20 protein-coding genes and 1 tRNA gene are annotated in these 21,974 nt (G+C 72.7%); 11 read left to right on the top strand and 10 right to left on the bottom strand.

The features are described 5' to 3' along the window. Nucleotides 1-22: 22 nt before the first annotated feature. Nucleotides 23-691 (bottom strand): FadR/GntR family transcriptional regulator, encoded by a 669-nt coding sequence (locus ITJ69_RS13925; RefSeq protein WP_194673042.1) that lies wholly within the window; start codon nucleotides 689-691, stop codon nucleotides 23-25. Between the two features lie 86 nt (nucleotides 692-777). Between ITJ69_RS13925 and ITJ69_RS13920 the strand changes: the two genes are divergently transcribed. Next, the gene (locus ITJ69_RS13920) at nucleotides 778-2,547 is read left to right on the top strand and encodes a 2-isopropylmalate synthase (protein ID WP_228505678.1); all 1,770 of its coding nucleotides are present in this window, start codon (nucleotides 778-780) and stop codon (nucleotides 2,545-2,547) included. Here the strand turns inward: ITJ69_RS13920 and ITJ69_RS13915 are convergent. Then, entirely contained in the window at nucleotides 2,532-2,738 is a 207-nt protein-coding gene (locus tag ITJ69_RS13915; protein WP_111084081.1) for a hypothetical protein, read from the bottom strand. The genes ITJ69_RS13920 and ITJ69_RS13915 overlap by 16 nt on opposite strands. A 222-nt stretch (nucleotides 2,739-2,960) precedes the next feature. On the opposite strand from ITJ69_RS13915, the gene ITJ69_RS13910 reads away from it, so the two are divergent. Then, nucleotides 2,961-3,032, top strand: a tRNA-Gly gene (locus ITJ69_RS13910). Between the two features lie 274 nt (nucleotides 3,033-3,306). Here the strand turns inward: ITJ69_RS13910 and ITJ69_RS13905 are convergent. From ITJ69_RS13905 to ITJ69_RS13895, 3 genes are read right to left on the bottom strand one after another with little or no spacing between them, the layout of a single operon-like run. Next, nucleotides 3,307-3,576, bottom strand: a complete 270-nt coding sequence (locus ITJ69_RS13905; RefSeq protein WP_159571480.1) for a DUF6510 family protein — start codon at nucleotides 3,574-3,576, stop codon at nucleotides 3,307-3,309. Further along, the gene (locus tag ITJ69_RS13900) at nucleotides 3,576-4,403 is read right to left on the bottom strand and encodes a ferredoxin reductase (RefSeq protein ID WP_323743112.1); all 828 of its coding nucleotides are present in this window, start codon (nucleotides 4,401-4,403) and stop codon (nucleotides 3,576-3,578) included. The genes ITJ69_RS13905 and ITJ69_RS13900 overlap by 1 nt, the downstream gene beginning before the upstream one ends. Next, complete coding sequence (locus ITJ69_RS13895) at nucleotides 4,400-4,993, bottom strand: molybdopterin-dependent oxidoreductase (protein ID WP_194673041.1); 594 nt, start codon at nucleotides 4,991-4,993, stop codon at nucleotides 4,400-4,402. The genes ITJ69_RS13900 and ITJ69_RS13895 overlap by 4 nt, the downstream gene beginning before the upstream one ends. 155 nt (nucleotides 4,994-5,148) lie before the next feature. Between ITJ69_RS13895 and ITJ69_RS13890 the strand changes: the two genes are divergently transcribed. The 8 genes from ITJ69_RS13890 (at nucleotide 5,149) to ITJ69_RS13855 (ending at nucleotide 14,316) form a co-directional block, all read left to right on the top strand. Next, nucleotides 5,149-6,750, top strand: a complete 1,602-nt coding sequence (locus ITJ69_RS13890) for an ABC transporter substrate-binding protein (protein ID WP_194673040.1) — start codon at nucleotides 5,149-5,151, stop codon at nucleotides 6,748-6,750. Continuing rightward, nucleotides 6,747-7,775: an ABC transporter permease gene (locus tag ITJ69_RS13885; RefSeq protein WP_194673039.1), complete on the top strand. Its 1,029-nt coding sequence runs from the start codon at nucleotides 6,747-6,749 to the stop codon at nucleotides 7,773-7,775. The genes ITJ69_RS13890 and ITJ69_RS13885 overlap by 4 nt, the downstream gene beginning before the upstream one ends. Then, a complete protein-coding gene (locus ITJ69_RS13880) occupies nucleotides 7,772-8,656 on the top strand; it encodes an ABC transporter permease (RefSeq protein WP_111084076.1) in 885 nt (294 codons plus the stop codon). The genes ITJ69_RS13885 and ITJ69_RS13880 overlap by 4 nt, the downstream gene beginning before the upstream one ends. Further along, nucleotides 8,653-10,434: an ABC transporter ATP-binding protein gene (locus ITJ69_RS13875; protein WP_131846834.1), complete on the top strand. Its 1,782-nt coding sequence runs from the start codon at nucleotides 8,653-8,655 to the stop codon at nucleotides 10,432-10,434. Before ITJ69_RS13880 ends, ITJ69_RS13875 begins: the two co-directional genes overlap by 4 nt. Beyond that, nucleotides 10,431-12,500, top strand: coding sequence for a CocE/NonD family hydrolase (locus ITJ69_RS13870; protein WP_194673038.1), 2,070 nt, complete (start codon nucleotides 10,431-10,433; stop codon nucleotides 12,498-12,500). Before ITJ69_RS13875 ends, ITJ69_RS13870 begins: the two co-directional genes overlap by 4 nt. Beyond that, nucleotides 12,497-13,216 (top strand): TetR/AcrR family transcriptional regulator, encoded by a 720-nt coding sequence (locus tag ITJ69_RS13865; protein WP_323743111.1) that lies wholly within the window; start codon nucleotides 12,497-12,499, stop codon nucleotides 13,214-13,216. Before ITJ69_RS13870 ends, ITJ69_RS13865 begins: the two co-directional genes overlap by 4 nt. A gap of 29 nt (nucleotides 13,217-13,245) precedes the next feature. After that, on the top strand, nucleotides 13,246-13,659 hold the full coding sequence (locus ITJ69_RS13860; protein ID WP_123292793.1) for an SIP domain-containing protein: 414 nt from the start codon (nucleotides 13,246-13,248) through the stop codon (nucleotides 13,657-13,659). Nucleotides 13,660-13,815: 156 nt separating this feature from the next. Beyond that, on the top strand, nucleotides 13,816-14,316 hold the full coding sequence (locus tag ITJ69_RS13855) for a Dps family protein (protein WP_111084072.1): 501 nt from the start codon (nucleotides 13,816-13,818) through the stop codon (nucleotides 14,314-14,316). Nucleotides 14,317-14,729: 413 nt separating this feature from the next. Here the strand turns inward: ITJ69_RS13855 and ITJ69_RS13850 are convergent, their stop codons facing one another. From ITJ69_RS13850 to ITJ69_RS13830, 5 genes are all read right to left on the bottom strand, one after another. Next, a complete protein-coding gene (locus tag ITJ69_RS13850) occupies nucleotides 14,730-15,392 on the bottom strand; it encodes a response regulator (protein ID WP_194673037.1) in 663 nt (220 codons plus the stop codon). Beyond that, complete coding sequence (locus ITJ69_RS21005) at nucleotides 15,389-16,606, bottom strand: sensor histidine kinase (protein ID WP_194673036.1); 1,218 nt, start codon at nucleotides 16,604-16,606, stop codon at nucleotides 15,389-15,391. The genes ITJ69_RS13850 and ITJ69_RS21005 overlap by 4 nt, the downstream gene beginning before the upstream one ends. Further along, on the bottom strand, nucleotides 16,603-17,361 hold the full coding sequence (locus ITJ69_RS13840) for a DedA family protein (protein WP_194673035.1): 759 nt from the start codon (nucleotides 17,359-17,361) through the stop codon (nucleotides 16,603-16,605). The genes ITJ69_RS21005 and ITJ69_RS13840 overlap by 4 nt, the downstream gene beginning before the upstream one ends. Before the next feature lie 93 nt (nucleotides 17,362-17,454). Continuing rightward, the gene (rfaE2, locus tag ITJ69_RS13835) at nucleotides 17,455-19,038 is read right to left on the bottom strand and encodes a D-glycero-beta-D-manno-heptose 1-phosphate adenylyltransferase (RefSeq protein WP_194673034.1); all 1,584 of its coding nucleotides are present in this window, start codon (nucleotides 19,036-19,038) and stop codon (nucleotides 17,455-17,457) included. Next, nucleotides 19,035-20,450 carry an aldehyde dehydrogenase family protein gene (locus tag ITJ69_RS13830; protein WP_194673033.1) on the bottom strand — a complete coding sequence of 472 codons (1,416 nt, stop codon included), beginning with the start codon at nucleotides 20,448-20,450 and terminating at the stop codon, nucleotides 19,035-19,037. Before ITJ69_RS13830 ends, rfaE2 begins: the two co-directional genes overlap by 4 nt. Nucleotides 20,451-20,595: 145 nt before the next feature. Here ITJ69_RS13830 and ITJ69_RS13825 point away from each other — a divergent pair, with 145 nt between their 5' ends. Further along, a complete protein-coding gene (locus ITJ69_RS13825; protein ID WP_194673032.1) occupies nucleotides 20,596-21,693 on the top strand; it encodes a glycosyltransferase family 9 protein in 1,098 nt (365 codons plus the stop codon). The last annotated feature ends 281 nt before the right edge of the window (nucleotides 21,694-21,974 follow it).

The raw sequence follows: 21,974 nt of genomic DNA, 5'->3' as shown, positions 1-21,974 counted from the left end.
CCGGGCGGGAGCCGGCCTGCGCTCAGCCGAGCCGAGCCGTCAGGCTGCGCAGGTGCGCCCGGGTCAGGGCTGCGGCCGCGGCCGCGTCCCCGGCGTCGATCGCGTCGACGATGTCGTCGTGCACGTCGCGGTCGGCCTCGCTGCCGTACACCCCGTCGATGCGCAGCAGTTCGATCATCGCCTGGCGGCTGCGTGGGGTGAACCCGTCGAAGAGCTCCGTGAGCAGCGGGTTGTGGGCGGCGACGACGATCGCGCGGTGCAGCGCCGTGTCCGCGTCGACGTGCTGCTCGATCGAGGCGCGTCGTTCCTGCCGGTGCTCGATCGCGCGCCGCATCGTGCGGAGTTCGGCCGGGGTCCGGCGATCCGCGGCGAGGGACGACGCCTCGACCTCGATGGCGATGCGGGCCTCGACCACGGCGGCGATGTCGGCGCGGCGGACCACGTCGTCGAGGCCGTCCTGCACGTCGAGCGCGGTGACGAAGACCCCGGCGCCCTGCCGCGAGGCCAGCACGCCCCGACCGGCGAGGTGCCGGATCGCCTCGCGCACCGTCGAGCGACCGACGCCGAGCTGCGGTGCCAGCGTCGTCTCGCCGGGGAGCTTGTCGCCGAGCACCCACTCGCCGTCGCGGATGCGGGCGAGCAGGGCGTCGGCAGCCTGTTCGGCCAGGGGTTCGCGGCGGACCGGTGTCATGTGCCCATCCTGCCGCATCGCGCTCGACACCTCTACTTGTCTGAGGAGTGGTGCTACGGTCGTCGCGACAGCTGCAGAGGAGCCTCATGACCACCACCACCCCCGACGTCGCGACCCCGTCCTGGAACCGACAGCGTCGGTCCCCGATGCCGTCGTACCGGTACCAGGACGTCTCCGACCGCGTCGCCGTCCCGCTCACCGACCGCACCTGGCCGACGCGGTCGCTCACCGCGGCGCCGCTGTGGGTCCCCGTCGACCTGCGCGACGGCAACCAGGCGCTCGCGGAGCCGATGGACCCCGAACGCAAACGGCGGTTCTTCGAGCTCATGGTGCGGATGGGCTACAAGGAGATCGAGGTCGGCTACCCGTCGGCGTCGGAGACGGACCACGCGTTCGTCCGGCTGCTCGCCGACACGGACCTGGCGCCGGACGACGTCACGATCGTCGTGTTCACCCCCGCCCGGCGTGACCTGATCGAACGGACGGTCGAGTCGATCCGCGGGATCACCAACGACGTCGTGATCCACATGTACACCGCGACCGCCCCGACGTGGCGCGACGTCGTGCTCGGGAAGGACCGGGACGAGCTGCGCGAGATGATCCTTGCCGGGGGCCGCGACGTCCTCGAGCTCGCGGGGCACCTGCCGAACGTCCGGTTCGAGTTCTCCCCGGAGGTCTTCAACCTGACCGAGCCGGAGTTCGTCCTCGAGGTCTGCGACGCGATGACCGAGCTCTGGGACGCCACACCGGAGCGTCCGGTGGTCATCAACCTGCCGGCGACCGTCGAGATCGCGACGCCGAACGTCTACGCCGACCAGATCGAGTGGATGCACCGCAACCTGGCCCGGCGCGACGGCGTGATCCTGTCGGTGCACCCCCACAACGACCGGGGGACCGGCATCGCGTGCGCCGAACTCGCGGTGCTCGCCGGGGCACAACGCGTCGAGGGCTGCATCTTCGGCAACGGCGAGCGGACCGGCAACGTCGACATCGCCACGCTCGCCCTCAACCTGCACGCGCAGGGCATCGACCCGATGATCGACTTCTCCGACATCGACGACGTCCGGCGGACCGTCGAGTACGCCACCCGCATCGAGCTGCACCCGCGACACCCCTACGTCGGCGACCTGGTGCACACTGCGTTCAGCGGCACCCACCAGGACGCCATCCGCAAGGGCTTCGCCGAGCACCGAGCACGCGCGGCCGCCGAGGGGCGTCCGGAGTCGGAGGCCGCGTGGCGCGTCCCGTACCTGCCGATCGACCCGGCCGACCTCGGCAGGGACTACGACGCGGTCATCCGGGTGAACTCGCAGTCCGGCAAGGGCGGTGTGGCACACCTACTCGAGACGGCGTCCGGGATCGAGCTCCCGCGACGGCTGCAGATCGACTTCGCTCGTCGTGTCCAGCAGCACGTCGACGGTTCGGGGGCCGAGGTCGACGGACCCGAACTCCTCGCGCTGTTCGAGCGGAGCTACGAGCGGGCGGCCGGAGCGTCGGCCGGGGCGCCGGCGGACATCGAGCTGGTGGCGATCGAGGCGACGCACGGCGACGGCGCGCACACCGAACTCACCCTGCGGATCGACGGGGTCGAGCACCGCGGAGCCTTCGTCGACGTCGGTCCGGTCGAGGCGGTCGTCGAACTGCTCGCCGAGTGGGGTACCGCAGTCGACATCGTCTCGCTGCACCAGACGTCTCGGACGACGGGCAGCGCCAGTGCGGCACTGACCCTGCTCGAGTACCGCGACGGGGCCGGGGTGCACTGGGCGGCCGGACGTCACCGCTCGGTGCTGACCGCGAGCGTGGAGGCCGTCCTGCAGGCGGCACGAGCGATCCGCTCGGCTCAGACCGGGCGGTAGATCGCGATCGGGGGCGCCTGGTCGTCACCGTCGTCGTGCGCGTCACCGGTGGCGAGCCAGGTCCGCCCCTCGTGCTCGATCGTGGTCGGCAGGTCGCCGTGCACCAGGATGCGGATGGCGGGGGTGTCACCGTCGATCAGGTCGACGCCGTGGGCCTCGGTCCCGCCCGGGTTGTCGTGCACGTAGCTCATGCTCCGATCGAACTCCCCCGTGCCTGATGACCGTGCCTGATGACCGTGCCTGATGACCGTGCCTGATGACCGTGCCTGATGACCGTGCCTGATGACCGCGTCTGACGACCGCGCCTGACGGCTGCCTCGGCACACCGGACACGCCCGGATCTGCTGCAGAACACGTCCGTGGGCCCGGGATCGGGTACAGTCGACTCCGCACGGCCCACACGGCGTGCGAATGCGGATGTGGCGCAGTGGTAGCGCATCACCTTGCCAAGGTGAGGGTCGCGAGTTCGAATCTCGTCATCCGCTCGGACGGAACAGGACCCCCGGGGTTGCTCACAGAGCAGCACCGGGGGTTCTGTCGTTCCCGGGCGCCGTGAGCGGGCGCATCCGGGGGCGCAGGCTTCGGGTACCCGCGCCCGCCGGACGCAGAGGCCGCACTGCCCCGAGTGGAGACGCCGGGTGGGTGGCCCAGCGATGTCCCGAAGAGTCATCCGGAGCATCGTTTCGGTCGGATTGGACCCCAGTTCGGGGCATGCGGAAAACCGCAAGAACTCCGCACGACATGCGGTCGGCGATTGCGCTAGCCGCGAGCCTCGGGTAATGGGATCAGCGTGGCACGGGTGCCGGGGAGGCTGATCCAGCGCGCGGATCCGGCCTCGACCACCGTGACGAGTACGGTGTCACACGTCCGGCACCGGGCGACGGAGCCCATCGCCGAGCAGTACACGGCGGTGCGCGCGACCGATCCGCGGGACCCGCACCCCGCGCAGCAGAGCACCGTCACGGTCGGCTCCGGACCGAGCACCTCGGACAGGACCCCTGCGAGGGCGTTGCCGTCGACGACCGTCATCAGCTGCCCCCGAACCGTTCGGCACGGACGTCGGTGGTGTCGTGTCCGAGGTCGGCGAGCCAGCGGAGCACCTGCTCGACGAAGGGCGTCGAGCCGCACATGTAGACGAGCGCCCCGGCGTCGGGTGGGAAGACCGCGGCGGCGAGCGCATCGCGGGTCAGCCGTCCCGCGGGCACGGCGGACCCGGGTGGAGCGGTCCGGCTGTACACGGTGGTCACCTCGAGCGGAGCGTCGGAAGCGACGGCCCGGTCGAGTTCGGCGCGGAAGAAGACGTCGTCGGGGGTCCGGACGGCGACGAGCAACCGGAACGGTGCGGGGTCCCCGGCCTCGGCGTGCGCGGTGACCATGGCGACGAGCGGCACGATCCCCGAGCCGCCGGCGATCAGCTGCACCGGACGGGCGGACGCGCCGGGGCGCCACACGAACCATCCGCCGAGCGGCCCGTGCACCTCGAGCGCGTCGCCGACCTCGACCGCGTCGACCAGGAACGGGGACACCTCGCCACCCTCGACGCGGTCGACGGCGAGCACGACGTCGGGCCGGTCACCCGCCGAGGCGATCGAGTACGAGCGGGATGCCTGGTAGCCGTCCTCGGCCGTGAGCCGCAGGTCCAGGTGCTGGCCCGGGTCGTTCCCCGGCCACGTCGGGACGTCCAGGACGACCCGACGGGCGTTCGGGGTCTCGCGCTCCACCGAGGCGACCGTCGCGGGGTGCCAGGCCGGCCGCCTGCGGGGCGCGGGCCGACCGGCGGGCGCGATCCGGGCCTCCAGGTCGGTGGACGGGGCGGTGGACACGTCGGCGGGCACGTCGGTGTCGGGAACCGTCACCAGTACCGCTCTTCCTTCCACGGGTCGCCGTGCAGGTTGTAGCCCGCGTTCTCCCAGAAGCCCGGTTCGTCGTCCGCCTGCATGACGATCCCGCTCACCCACTTCGCGCTCTTCCAGAAGTACAGGTGCGGCACCAGCAGGCGCGCCGGACCGCCGTGTTCGGGCTCGAGCGGTTCGCCGTCGGCCTCGAACGCGATCCACGCCTTGCCGTCCAGCAGCTCGTCGAGCGGCACGTTCGTCGTGTACCCGCCGGTGCTGTGCACCATGCAGTAGTCGAGCGACGTCTCGACGTCCTCGAACAGGCGGTCGAGGGGGACGCCGCGCCACGGCATGTCGAGCTTGGTCCAGTGGGTGACGCAGTGGATGTCGACGGTGACGTCCTCGACGCCGAGCGCGTGCACCTCGTCCCACGTCCAGGTGTGCAGACCGTTCTCGGCGCGGATCGAGAAGACCCACGACGCCGGATCGACGTCGGGCGTGGCACCGGCCGACAGGACGGGCCAGTCGCGCACCAGGGTCTGGCCGGGCGGGATGCGGGTGTCGTCGCGGTCGGCTCGACGGCCACCGAACCCCCTGCTGAACGTCGCCATGATCCTCCTCGGACGGGATGGTCCGATCATGCTCCGTGCCGGCGGCGCCCGTGTAACGAGTTCGTAAACACTCCGGAGGACGAGGAGCAGGAGTTGGGGGATCGCCTGGTTCCCTCTATCGTTCACCGGAACGATTACAGGAGGGGCCACCCCGAATGCAGCCCATCGTCCCCGAACCCCGGAACGCCCGCGGCCCGAGCCGTCGAGCGCTCCTCACCGGCGCCGCCGGCCTGGCCGGCCTCGGCCTGCTCACCCTGACGGGGTGCAGCTCCGGCGCGAACGCCGGCACGCCCACCATCCCCGAAGCGGCGGCCACCGGCGTCGCCCGACGCGGCGGTCGCCTGCGCATCGCGCGCCCGGCCGCCTCGGCCGCCGAGACCCTCGACTCCGCCAGCTCCCTGTCGGCGTACGAGTACCTCGGCGCGCTCTACAACCGGCTCGTCAAGCTCGACGAGCAGGGCACCACCGTGCCCGACCTCGCCGAGGAGTGGTCCGCGAACGCCGACGGCACCGAGTGGACGTTCTCGCTCCGCCGTGGCGTCACCTTCCACGACGGCAGCCGCTTCACCGCGGACGACGCCATCGCGAGCATCCGGCACATCCTCGACGAGAAGACCGGCAGCCCGCAGGCCGGGGTCCTCGGCGAGGTGATGGACGCCGACTCCATGCGTGCGACCGACCCGTACACGCTGCGGTTCTCGCTGACCAAGCCGAACGCCGAGTTCCCGTCGCTGCTCACCGCGTACCAGTGCTACATCGTGCCGGCGGCCGCGATCGCCGACATCGGCCGCACCGGGATCGGGACGGGTCCGTTCCGGCTCTCCGCGTTCACCCCCGCCGGTGCCGGCAGTGTCGAGGCGTTCGACGACCACTTCGCCGGGCGTCCCGCGCTGGATGGCATCGACTTCTACTCGATCCAGGACACCACCGCCCGGGTAAACGCGCTCCTCGCCGGCCAGATCGACCTGATCTCGCAGACGAACCTGGACTTCGCGACCGCTCGGGTGGTGTCCGCGTCCGACCGCGCCACCGTCGCCCGGTCCAAGAACGCCCAGTGGTACACGATCCCGATGCTCGCCACGAGCGACGAGTTCAGCGACCCGCGGGTCCGCCAGGCGATGAAGCTCGCCTACGACCCGCAGCAGATCGTCGACACCGCCCTGCAGGGCACCGGCTCGCCCGGGTGGGACAACCCCGTCCCGCCGCAGCTCGCCGCGTTCGTCGACGACCACCGGGAGTACGACCCGGACAAGGCGAAGGCACTGCTCAAGCAGGCCGGTCACGAGGGGTTCCGGACCTCGATCTACACGTCGAGCTACGAGTCGGTCTTCACGCCGATGGCGGTCGCCTACCGCGACGCCGTCGCCGACGCAGGCATCCGCCTGACGGTCCGCAACGCGAGCTCGGACTCGTACTACACGCAGATCTGGATGCAGAAGCCGCTCATGGTGAGCTACTGGTTCACCGGCCGGCCGATCGACCAGCTCCTCAACCAGATCTTCCGCACGGGCTCGTCCTACAACGAGAGCGCGTGGTCGAACGAGACCTTCGACGGGCTGCTCGACGATGCCCGCGCCGAGATGGACGACGCGAAGCGGCTGACGCTCTACCAGGACGCCCAGCGGCTCGTGGTCGAGGACGGGGCCGACATGACCCCGATGTTCGGCGACCGGCTCGTGGGGTTGTCCCGCGAAGTCGTGAACTACTCGGAGTACGGCTTCGAGTTCGACTACCTCCGGATCGGACTGCGCCGATGACGACCAAGAACACCCCGTCGGACGTCCTCGTCCCCGTCCTCCGCCGGGTCGGCATCGCCGTGCTCACGGTCGTGCTCGCCTCGCTCTTCGTGTTCCTGGCCGTGCAGGCACTGCCCGGCGACGTCGCGCAGCAGCTCCTCGGCCAGAACGCCACCCCGGACGCCGTCAAGCAGCTGCGCGCGACCCTCGGCCTCGACCAGAACGTGTGGCTCCGCTACCTGCAATGGCTCGGTGGCGCGGTGCACGGCGACTTCGGCACCTCGCTCGTCAGCGGCGAGGCCGTCGCGCCGACGCTGTTCACCGCCTTCCGGAACAGCATGCTCATCGCCGTGCCCGCCATGCTCGTCGGCGTCACGGTCTCACTGACGCTCGGCGTCCTCGCCGGGGTCCGTCGGGGTCGCCCGTCCGACAAGGTGATCTCGATCGTCAGCCTCGTCGTGATGAGCGTGCCCGAGTTCATGGTCGCGACCGTGCTCGTGCTGCTCTTCGCGATCGGCCTGCCGGTCTTCCCCGCCGTCGTGCTGCGGGGGAGCGACGCCACGGTCGGCGAACTCCTGCCGACGATCTGGCTGCCGATCATCGTGCTCACCCTGGCGATGGCCGCCTACATCGTGCGCACCGCCCGCTCCTCGACCATCGACGTGATGGCGTCCGAGTTCGTCACCACGGCGGAGCTCAAGGGCCTGACGATGCGTCGCGTGGTCTGGAAGCACGCGGTGCCGAGCGCGCTGCTGCCGACGCTCAACGTCGTCGCGCTCAACGTCGCCTGGCTGCTCGGCGGGGTCGTCGTCGTCGAGAACGTCTTCAACTACCCGGGCATGGGCAAGCTCATGCTCGAGTCGGTCTTCAACCGCGATCTGCCGACGATCGAGGCGATCGCGCTCCTGAGCGCCGTCATCTACGTCGTCTGCAACCTCGCCGCCGACCTCGTGGCGCTCGCCCTCGACCCGAAGCTGCGGACCCGCCAGCGGCGACCGCGCACGCGCACCCGCACGACGCGCAGCACCAGGAAGGCCGCCGCATGACCGCCACCGCCACCCGCCGCCCCGGACGCGTCGTCCTCGCCGGGGCCCTCGCGCCCCTGCGCGGCTCGACGGCGCTGAGCATCGGCCTCGGCCTCATCGCCCTGCACGTCGTCCTCGCCCTGCTCGCACCGGTCATCGCCGGGTACGACCCGGTGGCCACGAACGCCGGCGACGTCCTCGCCGGCCCGACCTGGACGCACTGGCTCGGTACCGACCAGTACGGCCGTGACGTGCTGTCGCGGACGCTCAACGGCGGCCGGTACGCCCTGCTCGTGACCTTCCTGGCCACGACGATCGCCGTCGCGGTCGGCACGGTGCTCGGTTGCATCACGGCGTACGCGGACAACTGGTTCGACGAGGCCGTCATGCGCGTCGTCGACGCCCTGCTCAGCGTGCCGTCGATCCTCGCCCTGCTCGTCGTCGTCACCGTCTTCGACGCCGGGCTCTGGGTCATCGTCCTCGCCGTCACCGTCGTCTACGCGCCCGCCGTGACCCGCGTCGTCCGCGGTGCCGCCCGCACCGTCATCACGCAGGACTACGTGACGGCCGCCCGGGCCCGCGGCGAACGCGCGCTGTCGATCGTGTTCCGCGAGATCCTGCCGAACGTCCTCGACGTGGTGCTCGTCGAGTACGCCATGCGGGCCTCGTGGATCGTGCTGCTCGTCGCGTCGCTGTCCTTCCTCGGCTTCGGCGCCAACCCACCGACGCCCGACTGGGGGCTGATGGTGCAGGAGAACCGCACCGCGCTGACCGTGGTGCCGCTCGGCACGCTCGCACCGATCGTCGCCCTGGCGACCCTGGTGATCGGGCTCAACCTCGCTGCCGACGGTCTGAGCAAGTCGCTCGGCGTCGACCGCGCCACGAAGGGAGTGAGCGCATGACGCACACCGACACCGCACCGGCCGCACCAGCGACCGCGACGGACCCCATCGTCCGCGTCGACGACCTCGCGATCTCCTACGCGGCCGGCAAGCGCCTGGTCCCCGTGGTGCGCGGCGTCTCCTTCGCGATCCCCGCCGGCCGCACCCTCGGGCTCGTCGGGGAGTCCGGCAGCGGCAAGTCCACCGTCGCCCGGACCCTGCTCGCGCACCTCCGCGCTGGCTCGACGATCGTCGGCGGCTCGGTCCGCGTCGGCGGCGACGACGTCTTCGCGCTGTCACCGTCCGGCCGCCGCGAGCTCCGCGGCGGCGTCGCCTCCGTCGTCGCGCAGAACGCCGGCCAGGCACTCACCCCGTCGATGCGTGTCGGCGAGCAGATCCGCGAGGCCCTGCGCGCCCACCGCGAACCCGACGGCCCCGAGCGCGTCGCCGAGCTGGTCCGGTTGGTCCGGCTGCCAGACCCCGACGCGATCGTCCGCCGGTACCCGCACCAGCTCTCCGGCGGGCAGCAGCAGCGCATCGCGATCGCGATGGCCGTCGCCGCGCGCCCGCGGGTGCTCGTGCTCGACGAGCCCACGACGGCGCTCGACGTCGTCACGCAGGCCGCCGTCCTCGACCTGATCGCTGACCTCGGCCGGCAGCTGGGCATGGCCGTCCTGCTCGTCAGCCACGACCTCGGGGTCGTGTCGGCGATGGCGGACGAGATCGCCGTCATGCGCGACGGCGAGATCGTCGAGCACGCCGCCACGGCGGCGCTCTTCGCCGCCCCGCAGCACGAGTACACGCGTGCCCTGCTGGCCGCGGTGCCGGACGGGCGACGGCCGGGAGGATCGGGGCACGTGCCCGAGACGGCGACCGTCTCGTCGACGGTCGCCTCCACGGCCGGCCGAACCGTTCCTCCCGAACCGCTCGTCCGTCCCGTGGTGACCGCCGAGGACCTGGTGATCCGCTACGGACGCGGCCTGCCGGCCGCCGTCGACGGCGTCTCCTTCACGATCGCACCGCGTGAGACGCTCGCGGTCGTGGGGGAGTCCGGAAGTGGCAAGTCGACGCTCGCGACCGCCCTCGCCGGCCTGGTGCCGGCCGAGTCGGGCACGTTCTCGTTCGACGACGGGACCGTGAGCGGCGACCTGCGCGAGCCGATCGCCGGACGGTCCCCGGACCTTCGTCGTGCGGTGCAGCTCGTGTTCCAGAACGCCGACACGTCGCTCAACCCGCGGCGCACCGTGGGCGCGGCGATCGGGCGACCGCTCAAGCTGTTCACGGGCACGTCCTCGCGGCAGCGCGTCGGCGAGCTGCTCACCCAGGTCGGCCTCGGCCCGGAGTTCGCCGAGCGGCTGCCGGCACAGCTCTCCGGCGGGCAGCGGCAGCGCGTCGGCATCGCCCGGGCCCTCGCCGCCGAGCCGCGCCTGGTCATCGCCGACGAGATCACCACCGCACTCGACGTGCAGGTGCAGGCCGGGATCCTCGCGCTCCTCGCCGACCTGCAGCGCTCGCGCGGGCTCAGTTGCCTGTTCATCAGCCACGACCTGGCCGTCGTCCGGGGCGTCGCCGACCGGGTCGCCGTGATGACCGGCGGCCGGATCGTCGAGATCGGACCGACCGAGCGGGTCTTCACCGGCCCGAACCACCCGTACACGTCGACGCTGCTGGCCGCGACGCTCGAGCCGGGCAGCACCGAGCTGCCCGACGTCGGCGACGGGGTGCCGCGCTGGCGGCACACCGAGGGCTGGACCGACCACGGCGACGGACACCTGACCCGGAACTGGGAGGACGCATGAGCCGCGATCGCTCGGTGTACGCCGATGCTTCGACCTTCACCGCCATCGGCGCGCCGGACTCGCTGCCGGACGGCGTGACCGTCCGCGACGAGTGGATCCCGATGCCCGACGGCGTCCGGCTGCACACCCGGATCTGGTCGCCGGCGTCGCCCGACGGTCCGGTGCCGGTGCTGCTCGAGTACTTGCCGTACCGGCTCGACGACTGGACCGCGCCCCGCGACTCGGAACGGCACCCCTGGTACGCCCAGCACGGGTACGCCTCGGTCCGGGTCGACATCCGGGGCAGCGGCTCGTCGGACGGGTTCTTCGACGACGAGTACAGCGAGCAGGAGCTCCGCGACGGTGAGGCCGTGATCGCCTGGCTCGCCGCGCAGGAGTGGTCGACGGGCGCCGTCGGCATGTTCGGCATCTCGTGGGGCGGGTTCAACGCCCTGCAGCTGGCAGCGCGTGCGCCCGCTGCCCTCAAGGCCATCGTCACGGTGTGCTCGACCGACGACCGGTACGACAACGACGTGCACTACGTCGGCGGAGCGGTGCTCGGCATCGACATGGCGGCGTGGGGCGCGACCATGTTCGCGTTCAACTCGCGGCCGCCCCGGCCCGAGGTCGTCGGCACGGACTGGGTCGACCGGTGGCGCGAGCGGCTGGAGTCGAACCGCCCGATGACGCCGGTGTGGCTCGCGCACCAGGAGCGCGACGACTACTGGCGGCACGGCAGCGCCGCCGAGGACTACGGCAACATCGGCGCAGCGGTCCTCGCCGTCGGCGGCTGGGCGGACCCGTACCGCGACGCCGTACTCCGACTGGTGTCGAACGTGCAGTCCCCGGTCAAGGGCATCGTCGGGCCGTGGTCGCACCAGTACCCGGACCGCGGTCTCGCACCCGGACCGTCGATCGGGTTCCTGCAGGAGACGCTGCGCTGGTGGGACCGTTGGCTCCGCGGGATCGACACCGGCGTGGAGGAGGATCCCGCACTCCGCGCCTGGATCAACGAGGGCGAAGCCCCGGCGACGTACTACGCGTCGCGACGGGGTCGGTGGGTGGGCGCCGAGGCGTGGCCGTCGGCGGCGACGCACCGGCGCGCGCTGCCGCTCGCGACGCTGCGCGGCGGCGAGGACGGGCCGGTCGTCGTCCGGTCGCCGCAGCACACCGGCGCCGACGCCGGACGGTTCTTCCCGTTCGGCAACGCGACCGACCTGCCACCGGACCAGCGTGCCGAGGACGGCCGCTCCGTCTGCTTCGACCTGCCCGTCGGCAGGGCGTTCGACCTGCTCGGCAACGCACTCGTCACCCTGTCGGTCACGAGCGACCAGCCCCGCGCCACCCTGACGGTGCGGTTGTGCGACGTCGCGCCGGACGGCTCGTCGACACTCGTGACGCGCGGGGTGCTCAACGCGGCGAAGCGGGACGGCATGGACCGGAACGACCCGCTGGTCCCCGGCGAACCGGCGTCGCTGCCCGTGCAGCTCGTCGCGACCGGTCACCGGTTCGCCGCCGGGCACCGCCTGCGGATCGCGGTGTCGTCGTCGTACTGGCCCTGGGTCTGGCCGCACGGCACCGAGGCCACCGTCACGATCGACCCGACGGCGTCCGAGGTGTGCCTGCCGGTCTGGACGCGCGACACCGACGACGACGTGCGCTTCGACGAGCCCGAGCGGTCGACGCCGCTCGCGATCGAGCGCGTGGCACCGACCGAGCAGCTGCCCCAGCGCACCGTCACGCACGACGTCGAGACGGGGGAGTGGACCCTCGACGTCGACCCCGGGTACGGCGGCGGACGGGTCTACCCGGACGGGCTCGTCTTCAGCGAGGACGCCCGCGAGACGTACCGCATCCGGTCGGACGACCCGAACTCGGCCGTGGCCTCGTCGCGCTGGGCGATCGGCCTGGAGAAGCCGGACTGGTCGGCACGGCTCGAGACGTCCTCCGAGGTCACCGCCGACGCCGAGGCCTTCCACGTCGTGAACACCGTGCGGGCCTGGGCCCGCGACGGCGGCGCGGACGTCCCCGAGGTGCTGGTCACCGAGCAGACCTTCGTCGACGACGTCCCGAGGACCTCGGCGTGACCGGGGCAGCGGGGGCTGCACCGGGGGCGGCGGCTGCACCGGGCGCGGCAGCGGACGCCGGGGGTGCGGCACCGCGCGTCCGGCAGCGTCCCGCGGTCCGGCGCGCGATGATCGTCGCGGCCGCCCGTGCCGTCATCGTCCGCAACGGCGTCGGGGCGACTGGTCTGCGGGACATCGCCGCCGAGGCCGGGGTGTCCGTCGGCACCGTGACGTACCACTTCGGCAGCGTGGCGGAGATCCTCAACGAGGTCGTCGTGCTCGAGACGGAGCGCTTCTACGGGGCGATCGTCATCGCCGTCGACGCCGAGTCCGACCCTGTCGAGGCGTTGCGGATGCTCGTCGCGCCCCTGTTCGACGACACCGAACAGGTCCGGCAGCACTGGCGGATCTGGTCCGACTACTGGACCGCGGTCGCCCGCCGGCCCGAGGTGGCCGCCGAGTACGCCGAACGGATCCGCGTCTGGGAGGCCTGTCTGGTCCGGGTGATCCGCCGCGGTGCCGACGCCGGCACGTTCCCGGGCGGCGCCGGACCGATCGAGCCGGACACCGTGGCCCTCAAGCTCGCGGCCTACAGCGACGGTGTCGCGACGCAGATCGCCCAGGGTGTCCCCGGGCTCACGCACACCGTCGCGCTGTCGTGGATGTGGACCTTCCTGGCGCACGAACTCGGTGTGCCGGCTGTGGAGATCGCCGGAACCGGCCACCAGCCCTTGTGATGAGGTAAGGCTTGCCTTACCGTTGCAGCATGGCACGGACCCGGCGACAGCCCAGCGAACGCATCCTCATCGCCGGCGGCGTCGAGGACCTGCCGGAGATCCGCCGTCAGCTCGAAGACCTGCCGGAGAACGCGTACGGACAGGTCTTCGTCGAGGTCGCCCTCGACGAGCAGATCCGCATCCTGCCCGCGCCGCCCCGCGTGACCGTGACGTGGCTGGTCCGCAGTGCCCGCACCTCGGCGGTGTCGCCGCTCGTCTTCGCCGACCACGGCGAGGCCCTCGCGCACGCCCTGACCGGCTGGGCAGCCGAGTGGTGCGTCGCCGACTGCGAGCCGCGTACGAGCGTCTGGATCGGGTGCACCGACAGCCCCTGGGTCGAGCGCGCGCGTTCCGCCGTCCAGATCGAGCTGAGCGACGCCGGCTTCGACACGCTCGTCGGCTGACCGCTGCCGGCTGGCGGCTGCTCGCCGCCGGTAAGGGCAGCCTCCGCTTCCTTGCGGCATACAAGAGAAGCGGGCATGGTTGTGTCCATCGGCAGCACCGAACTGGTCAGGACAGGCCCAGCGATCCGGTGTAACCACGACGCAGGAGGTTCAGACATGACCACGACCACCACCAGCACCACGACCACCACGTCCCCGTTCTCGACGACGCCGGAGCTCGCCGCCGGAGTGGCACAGTTCCTCGCCCCCGTCGTGATCGACCTCGAGGCACTCGTCGTCAACGGCAAGCAGGCGCACTGGCACGTCCGCGGCCGCAACTTCGTCGGTGTGCACGAGCTCCTCGACGACATCGTCGAGCACGCCCAGGCCTACGCCGACACCGCCGCGGAGCGCATCGTCGCCCTCGGCCTGCCGGTCGACTCGCGCATCGCGACCGTCGCCGCCAACACGACGCTGCCGCCGCTGTCGCAGGGTTTCCAGAACTCTGACGTCACCATCACCGAGGTCATCGCCCAGATCGACGCGGCCCTGCTGCAGGTCCGGCGCGCCGTCGAGGGTCTCGACGAGGTCGACCTCAACAGCCAGGACGTCGTCATCGAAATCGAGCGCGGCCTGACGAAGGACCGCTGGTTCCTGCAGGCGCACCTCGCCGCCTGAGTCGCGACCAACCCCTGACGGGAGGCCCGGTGCCAGCTGGCACCGGGCCTCCCGTCAGTCTGTCGTCGCGTCTGCCCACCGCGACCTGCGTCGACCCGGTGCGACACTCTCGATGTCGTTCGACAACGACCCTGTCGCCGCTCCGCGGGTGCAACCGTTGCGGGCGCGCAGTTGCGACGAACTCGATGTCGTACGACATCGGCGACGTCGCTGGTTGCGCGCGCAAGTACCCGCGCGTTACCTGTACCCGTGCCGGCCCTGCGACACCGACGAGATCGCGCGACACGCCGCTGGCGCGACGCCGAGGTTCCACGGACCGACGTTTCGGCGCGCGAGATGTGCAGATTTCGGAACCTCGGGGGACGTGAGCGGCGCGGCGGACGGGGGCTGGCCCGGCGGACGGCGGCGGCGCGTCAGACGGACGGGCGGACCAGGCCGGCCTCGTACGCCAGCACCACGGCGTGCACCCGGTCGCGCAACTGCAACTTCGCCAGCACCCGCCCCACGTGGGTCTTGACGGTCTGCTCCGCGATGAACAGGTCGCCCGCGATCTCGCCGTTCGACCGCCCGCGCGCCATGAGCAGGAACACGTCGCGCTCCCGGTCGGTCAGGACGTCGAGCACCTCGGTGCGCGGAGCGGCGGTGACCGGTCCGGCGACGAACGCCTCGACCAGGTGCCGGGTCACGCGCGGCGCGAGCAGTGCCTCGCCCGCGGCAACCGTGCGCACTGCCGCGACGAGCTCGTCGGCGCTCGCGTCCTTGAGCAGGAAGCCGCTCGCCCCGGCCCGCAGGGCGTCGAACACGTAGTCGTCGATGTCGAACGTCGTCAGCATGACCACGCGGACGGGTCGGTCCGTCGGCACCGCCGTGATCCGTCGGGTCGCCTCGATCCCGTCGAGTTCCGGCATCCGGACGTCCATCAGGATCACGTCCGGCTGCAGCCGGATCGCCGCGACCACCGCCTCGGCACCGTTCGCGGCCTCGCCGACGACCTCGACGTCGTCCTGGGCCTGGAGGATCGCCCGCAGTCCCATGCGGAACATCTGCTGGTCGTCCACCACCATCACCCGCGTCATCGGCTTCCCCCGTCGGCCGCCGGTACGCGGACGGGCAGGGTCACCACGACCGTGAAGCCCCCGTCCGCCACGGGGCCGTGGTCGATCGTGCCGTCGAGCGCGGTCACCCGCTCGCGCATCCCGGCCAGGCCGAAGCCACCGTCGTCGGGTGGTGCGGCCGGCACGGTGCCAGCGGGTGGAGCGGAGTTGGCGACCTCGACCCGAAGACGCGTGTCGAGCCTCCTGACCGTCACGACGGTGGACGCGCCGGGCGCGTGCCGGGCGACGTTGCCGAGCGCCTCCTGCACGACCCGGTAGACGGTGAGCTGCGCGAGCCGGTCGACGACGTCGGCGACGTCGACGTCGAGCTCCACGGGGATGCCGGCGGCGCGCGTGGCCTGCACGAGCGCGGGCAGGTCGGCGAGGTCCGGCTGCGGCGCGCGTTCGGCGGCGGTGTCCCCGCGCAGGGTGCCGAGCAGCTGGCGCATCTCGCGCAGCGCCGTGCGGGAGGTCTCGGCGATCGCGGCGAACTCGGCGCGGGCCTCCTGCGGCAGGTCGGCCACCCGGTACGGGGCCGACTCCGCCTGCATGTGCACGACGGACATGCTGTGCGCGACGACGTCGTGCAGCTCGCGGGCGATCCGGGAGCGCTCCTCGACGGTGCGGCGCCGGGCTTGCTCGAGCTCGGCGTCGCGGCGGGCGGCGACGAGCTCCTGGCGGATGCTGCGGCGCTGCCCGATGACGACGGCGGCCGCGGCGACCAGGAGCGTGTCGCCGGCGGACACGACGAAGCTCGTCGCCCACACGGCGGGCTGGTCCCAGCGGCCCGGCGTCACGGCGACGAGCAGCAGCGGGAGCACGGCGGCGACGGCCCACACGATCGCGGTCAGCCGCCACGTCGAGCGGACCCCGAGCACGACGAGCAGGACGCTCAGGCCGATGATGCCGGTGACCGGGATCGGCCACGGGCTCGTCTCGACCGGGGCGGTGAGCAGGCCGAGCGCGACGAGTCCGGCCAGGTGGGCGGCGGCGGCGGTGCGGGGGACGAACGGGGCGATGCCGATGCTGACCGCGAGCACCGCCGACACGAGCAGGGAGAGCGGGACGGCGACGGCGTAGTACACCGAGGTCACCGGGGCGGCGACGCTGAACAGGGACACCACCGCGACCACGAGTGCGATCCGGGTCGCCAGCGGCAGCCAGGTCGGTCGCGGGCGGAGCAGGGCGGTGGTCACGGTCGGACGATCTCTCCGGTGGGGACGATGCGGGGTGTAGCGGACGGGGCGTGCGCGACGGGTGTGGTGCTCGCGGTGGGCAGGTCGGTCGCGGGCACGTCGGTCGTGGGCACGCCGGTCGTGGGGACGATCGCGGCGGCCGCTCGGGCGGCACGGGCATCGCGCCTGCGGCTGATGCTACCGATCACCCGGTCGACCGCGATGCCGAGGCCGCCCGCGACCACCATCGACACCAGCGCGGCGACGAGCGGCTCGTGCAGCACCTGCGACGCGGCCAGGGCGATCCCGACCGAGGTCGCGGACCACGCCGTCCCGGCGATCGCACTGATGGCGAGGAAGCGACGGTACGGCAGCCGTGTCGCGCCGGCGGTCATGTTCACCGCGACCCGGCCGACGGGGATGTACCGACCGACCAGGATCAGGCTCGCGGACCGGCGCTGCATCTGCCGTTCGGCGAACGCGAACGCCGCGGCGATCCGCGGCCGTCGGGACTGCGCCAGGCGGGCGAGCCCGATCCGGCGGCCGATCCAGTACGCCACCGAGTCACCCGCGATCGCACCCACCGCGGCGGCCACCAGGACCCCGGCCAGGACGGGCTGGCCGGACGTCGCGGCGATGGCGGCGACGGCGACGAGCGCCGACTCGCTCGGGACCGGCGGGAAGAAGCCGTCGACGAAGCACAGGGCGACGAGCACGACGTAGACGAGCGGACTCGCGGCCAACTCGACGACGAACGGGGTGATCTGGTCGAACACGGCGACGCTCCCTCCGCCGACGGACCTCGTCGACGGGTTCGACGCTACGGAGCGCCGGGAGCGCTGCCATCCCGCCGGGGTCTCGACGACCCCCTACTGCGGTATGACCTTTCCGTCGGTGGTCCCCTCGGGGTCGGTCGCGGCCGACGCGGCGGCTGGCACCGCGGACCCGGCCGACGCTGCAGTTGGCACCGCGGACCCGGCCGACGCTGCCGCGGCCTCGCGGATGCGCCGGACCACGGCCGTCGTGGAGTGCTCGGGGACGTAGTCGACCATGACCACCTCACCGCCGTACCCGCGCACGACCGCCGTCTCGCGGAGCATCTCGGGCGAGTAGTCGCCGCCCTTGACGTAGACCTCGGGGCGCAGCCGTTCGATGAGCGGGATCGGGGTGTCGGTCGCGAACACCGTCACCAGGTCGACGCAGGCCAGGGCGGCGATCACCCCGGCGCGGTCCTCGGCAGGGTTGATCGGGCGTTCCGGGCCCTTCAGCCGTCGCACCGAGTCGTCGTCGTTCAGCGCCACGACGAGCAGGTCACCGAGGTCCCGGGCCTGGCGCAGGTACGTCGTGTGCCCACGGTGCACGACGTCGAAGCAGCCGTTCGTGAACACCACGCGCCGACCGGCCTGACGGGCCTGTTCGACGGTGGCCGCGAGTTCGTCGTGGTCGACGACGGTGGCTGCCGGTGCCGACACCGAGTCGAGCAGGGCGGCGGCGCTGCACACCGACGTACCGGCCTCGCGGACGACGACGTCGGCGGCGGCCTGCGCAACGGACACGGCGTCGCGGACGGACGCGTCGACCGCGAGCGCCACCGTCGCGGCGGCGCAGAACGTGTCCCCGGCGCCGGACGTCTGCTGCTCCGAGGCCGGCACCGCACGGGTGCGGAAACCCTCGTCCGTGCTGCGCTCGAGCAGCACTGTGCCGTCGCGGTCGAGCGTGACGACGGCCGCGCGGGCACCGGTCCGGGCGAGGACGTCGGCCCGTGCGCCCAGGACGGCGGCCACCCGGTCGGCGCCGGTCCCGAGGTCGCGTCCGAGCAGTGCTGCGGCCTCTCCGGCGTTCGGCGTGACGAGGTCGGGTCGCAACGACGCCCAGCGGGGCAGGTCGTGCGCGTCGACGACGATGGACCCGGGGCGGTCGCGGTCGAGCACCGGGACGACGTCCTCGGCACCGACGCCGAGTCCGTAGTCGCAGACGACCGCGGCGTCGGCGCACCGGACGGCTCGGGCGACGGCACGTGCCAACCGTTCGTTGTGGTCAGCGGTCGGCGTACCGGCCAGGTCGTCGACCCGCACCACGACCCGGTCGCCACCGACCACGCGGGACTTCGTGGTGGTGCGCGCACCGGTGATCTCGACCAGGAACGTCGTGTCCACGCCCGCGGTCTCGAGCCGTTCGCGCAGGACGTCACCGGCCTCGTCATCGCCGATGAGTCCGACGATCCGGACCCGGGCGCCGAGCGCGCGGGCGTTCACCGCGGTGTTCGCCGCCCCGCCGGGCACCGCGATGGTCTCGGTGACCCGGACGACGGGTGCCGGTGCCTCCCGCGAGACCCGCTCGGCCTCGCCCACGGTCCACCGGTCGAGGATGCAGTCGCCGATCACGACGACGAGCGGTTCGCGGTCGTCGATCGTTGCGACCAGGTCGCGGACGAGCCGGACGTCGACGCTCATCGAGTGCCGCCGGCGGTGCGTGCGGGGGCGGGCTCGAGGTGCACGACCGTGGTGGTGGTCATCTCGTCGAGCAGGTGCGGGCCGTACCCGAAGCCCGCTCCCGAGGCACCGCGCGGCTGGGCGCTGCCGCCCGGCGCACCACCGAACACCGCGTTGACCTTGACGGTGCCGACCGGCAGTTCCGCGGCGGCGCGCAGGGCGTGACCGGTGTCGTTCGTCAGGACGGTGGCGGCCAGGCCGTACCGGTCGGCGGCCGCGAGCCGGAGGCCTTCGTCGAAGTCCGCCACGACGCGGACCGGCGCGATCGGACCGAAGGTCTCCTCGGTCATCACGAGCATGTCGTCGGTGCACCCGGTGAGCACGGTCGCCGGGTAGAACGACCCGGCGCCGCCCGGGGTGACCCCACCGGTCCGTGCCGAGGCACCGCGCTGCAGGGCGTCGTCGACGTGGGACTGCACGGTGCTGCGCAGCCGGTCGTCGACCAGCGGCCCGTAGGTCGTCGCGGGTGCGGCGGTGCGGCGCTCCGCCTCGGCCACGAGGGCGGCGACGAAGGGCTCGGCGGAGTCGCGGTGCACGTAGACGCGTTCGACGCTGGTGCAGATCTGCCCGGTGTTCGCGAACGCACCGAGCGCCACCTGGGCGGCGGCCCACTCCGGGGCGACGTCGGCGTCGACGACGACCGCGTCGTTCCCGCCGTTCTCACGGACCACGTGGGCGCGGGTCGCGACGGCGACCTCGGACAGCCGGTCACCGGTCGCGGTGGACCCGACGTGGGCGTACACGTCGATGCCGTCCTGGGCGAGCAACAGCTCGCCGGTGGAGCCGTCCCCGTCGACGCCGACGAGCACGCCGTCGGGCAGGACCTCGGCGAGCAGCGCGTTCAGGCGTGCGATGGTGGCGGGGGACCGCTCGCTGCCCTTGTGCACCACGGTGTTGCCGGTGACGATCGCGGCACCGAGGATCCCGCAGGCCACGGCGACCGGGTCGTTCCACGGCGTCAGCGCGAGGACGACGCCGCGGGGGTGCGGGACGGCCCAGTCGGCGGCCCCGAACTGCCCGCGCAGCGCCTCGCCGCGGTGCACCGGTCCGAGCTCGGCGTACTGCACGAGGGTCCCGACGCCGGCCTCGACCCCACCGAGTGCGTCACCCGGCACCTTGCCCGTCTCGCGGGTGTTCAGGTCGGCGAGCTCCTGGGCGTGTGCGCGCACGTGCTCGGCCGCCGCGTGCAACAGTGCGCCGCGCTCGGCCGGGGCCGTGCGCGCCCAGGCGCCGGCAGCTGCCCGGGCACGGGCGACGGCATCACGGACCTCGGCTTCGGAGGCACGGGGCACGGTCGACGCGACCGTCCCGTCGACGGGGTCGGTCACCACCAGGTCCGTGGCGGCGTCGGCAGCAGCGGGTGCGATCGTCATGGTGTCCTTCCGGAGGGCTTACGGGGGTCAGACGGTGCTCGGACACCGCTGTGTGCCGACTCGACTCCGCGCTTCGTGTCCATCGGTGGCCGTCCGCCGCCCGGTGCTGGACGTCCCACTGGCATCCGACCGGTAGACGAGAGGCGTGCAGCAGATCGGTGTGGGCGGAGAACGGTTCGACGGCGTGACCGAGATCGCGGTGCTCCGCGGCGGGGGCCTCGGCGACCTGATGTTCGCCGTGCCGGCCCTCGAAGCCCTCGCCGCCGCCTACCCGGACGCGCACATCACCCTCCTCGGCACGCCCGCCGCGGCAGCCGTCCTGGGCGGCCGGACCGACGCCGTGCACGCCTTCGAGGAACTCCCGGTCGCACCGGGTGTCCGCGACGCCGACGACGACGCTCCTGATGCCGAGGACTTCTTCGCGCGGCTGTCCGGCCGGTTCGACCTCGCGGTGCAGCTGCACGGTGGAGGTCGCAACTCGAACCCGTTCCTGCTCCGCCTCGGCGCCCGGCACACCGTCGGCACCGCGACCGAGGACGCCGAGGTCCTCGAGCGATGGGTGCGCTACGTCTACTACCAGCACGAGGTCCTGCGTGCCCTCGAGGTCGTGTCGCTCGCGGGGGCCGCCCCCGTCACGCTCGACCCGCGGGTGCGCGTGTCCGACGACGAGCGTGCGGCGGTCCGCGAGCGGCTCGGCGTCGCCGGGGACGGCACCCGGCTCCTGGCGATCCACCCCGGTGCGACGGATCCGCGTCGCCGATGGAGCCCCTCGCGCTTCGCCGAGGTCGCCCGTGTCCGGCTCGCCGCCGGGGACGACGTGGTGCTCGTCGGCGACGCGTCCGACGTGCCGGCGTCGACCGCCATCGTCGAGGCGCTGCCCGCCGACCTCGCCGGACGCGTGCACGACCTGACCGCCGCCGTGCCGCTCCGCGAGCTCCCCGCCGTGCTCGCCGCCGCCGACGTCATGGTCGGCGACGACTCCGGCCCGCGGCACCTGGCGGTCGCCGTCGGGACCCCCACCGTCGGCGTGTTCTGGTTCGGCAACGTCGTCAACGCCGGGCCGTTCGACCGCGGACGCCACCGCGTGCACCTGTCCTACGTCACGCGCTGCCCGGTCTGCGGGATCGACGTCACGCAGGTGGGGTGGACGGCCGAGCGTTGCGCGCACGACCCGTCCTACGTCGACGAGATCGACCCGCAACTGGTCCTCGACGACGTCGCCGACCTGCTCCGCACCACCTGACCGCACCGTCTGACCGCACCGTGCGCACGTCCCCACCCTGTGCGCGGTTGACCGCTGCGTGCGGCGCTGCAAGCGCGCACCACGCCGTCAACCCCGCACCAGACGACGCACGCCGCACCGTGCGCAGGTCCCCACCCTGTGCGCGGTTGACCGCTGCGTGCGGCGCTGCAAGCGCGCACCACGCCGTCAACTCCGCACCAGACGACGCAAGCCGCACCGCGCAGGCAACGTGACAAGACCGCCGGACGGGACGCCCGGCGCACGTCCGGCACCGCGCCTCC

Source organism: Curtobacterium sp. VKM Ac-2887 (assembly GCF_015350935.1).
Classification (GTDB): Bacteria; Actinomycetota; Actinomycetes; order Actinomycetales; family Microbacteriaceae; genus Curtobacterium.
This window is presented reverse-complemented; position numbering and strand designations above follow the sequence as displayed.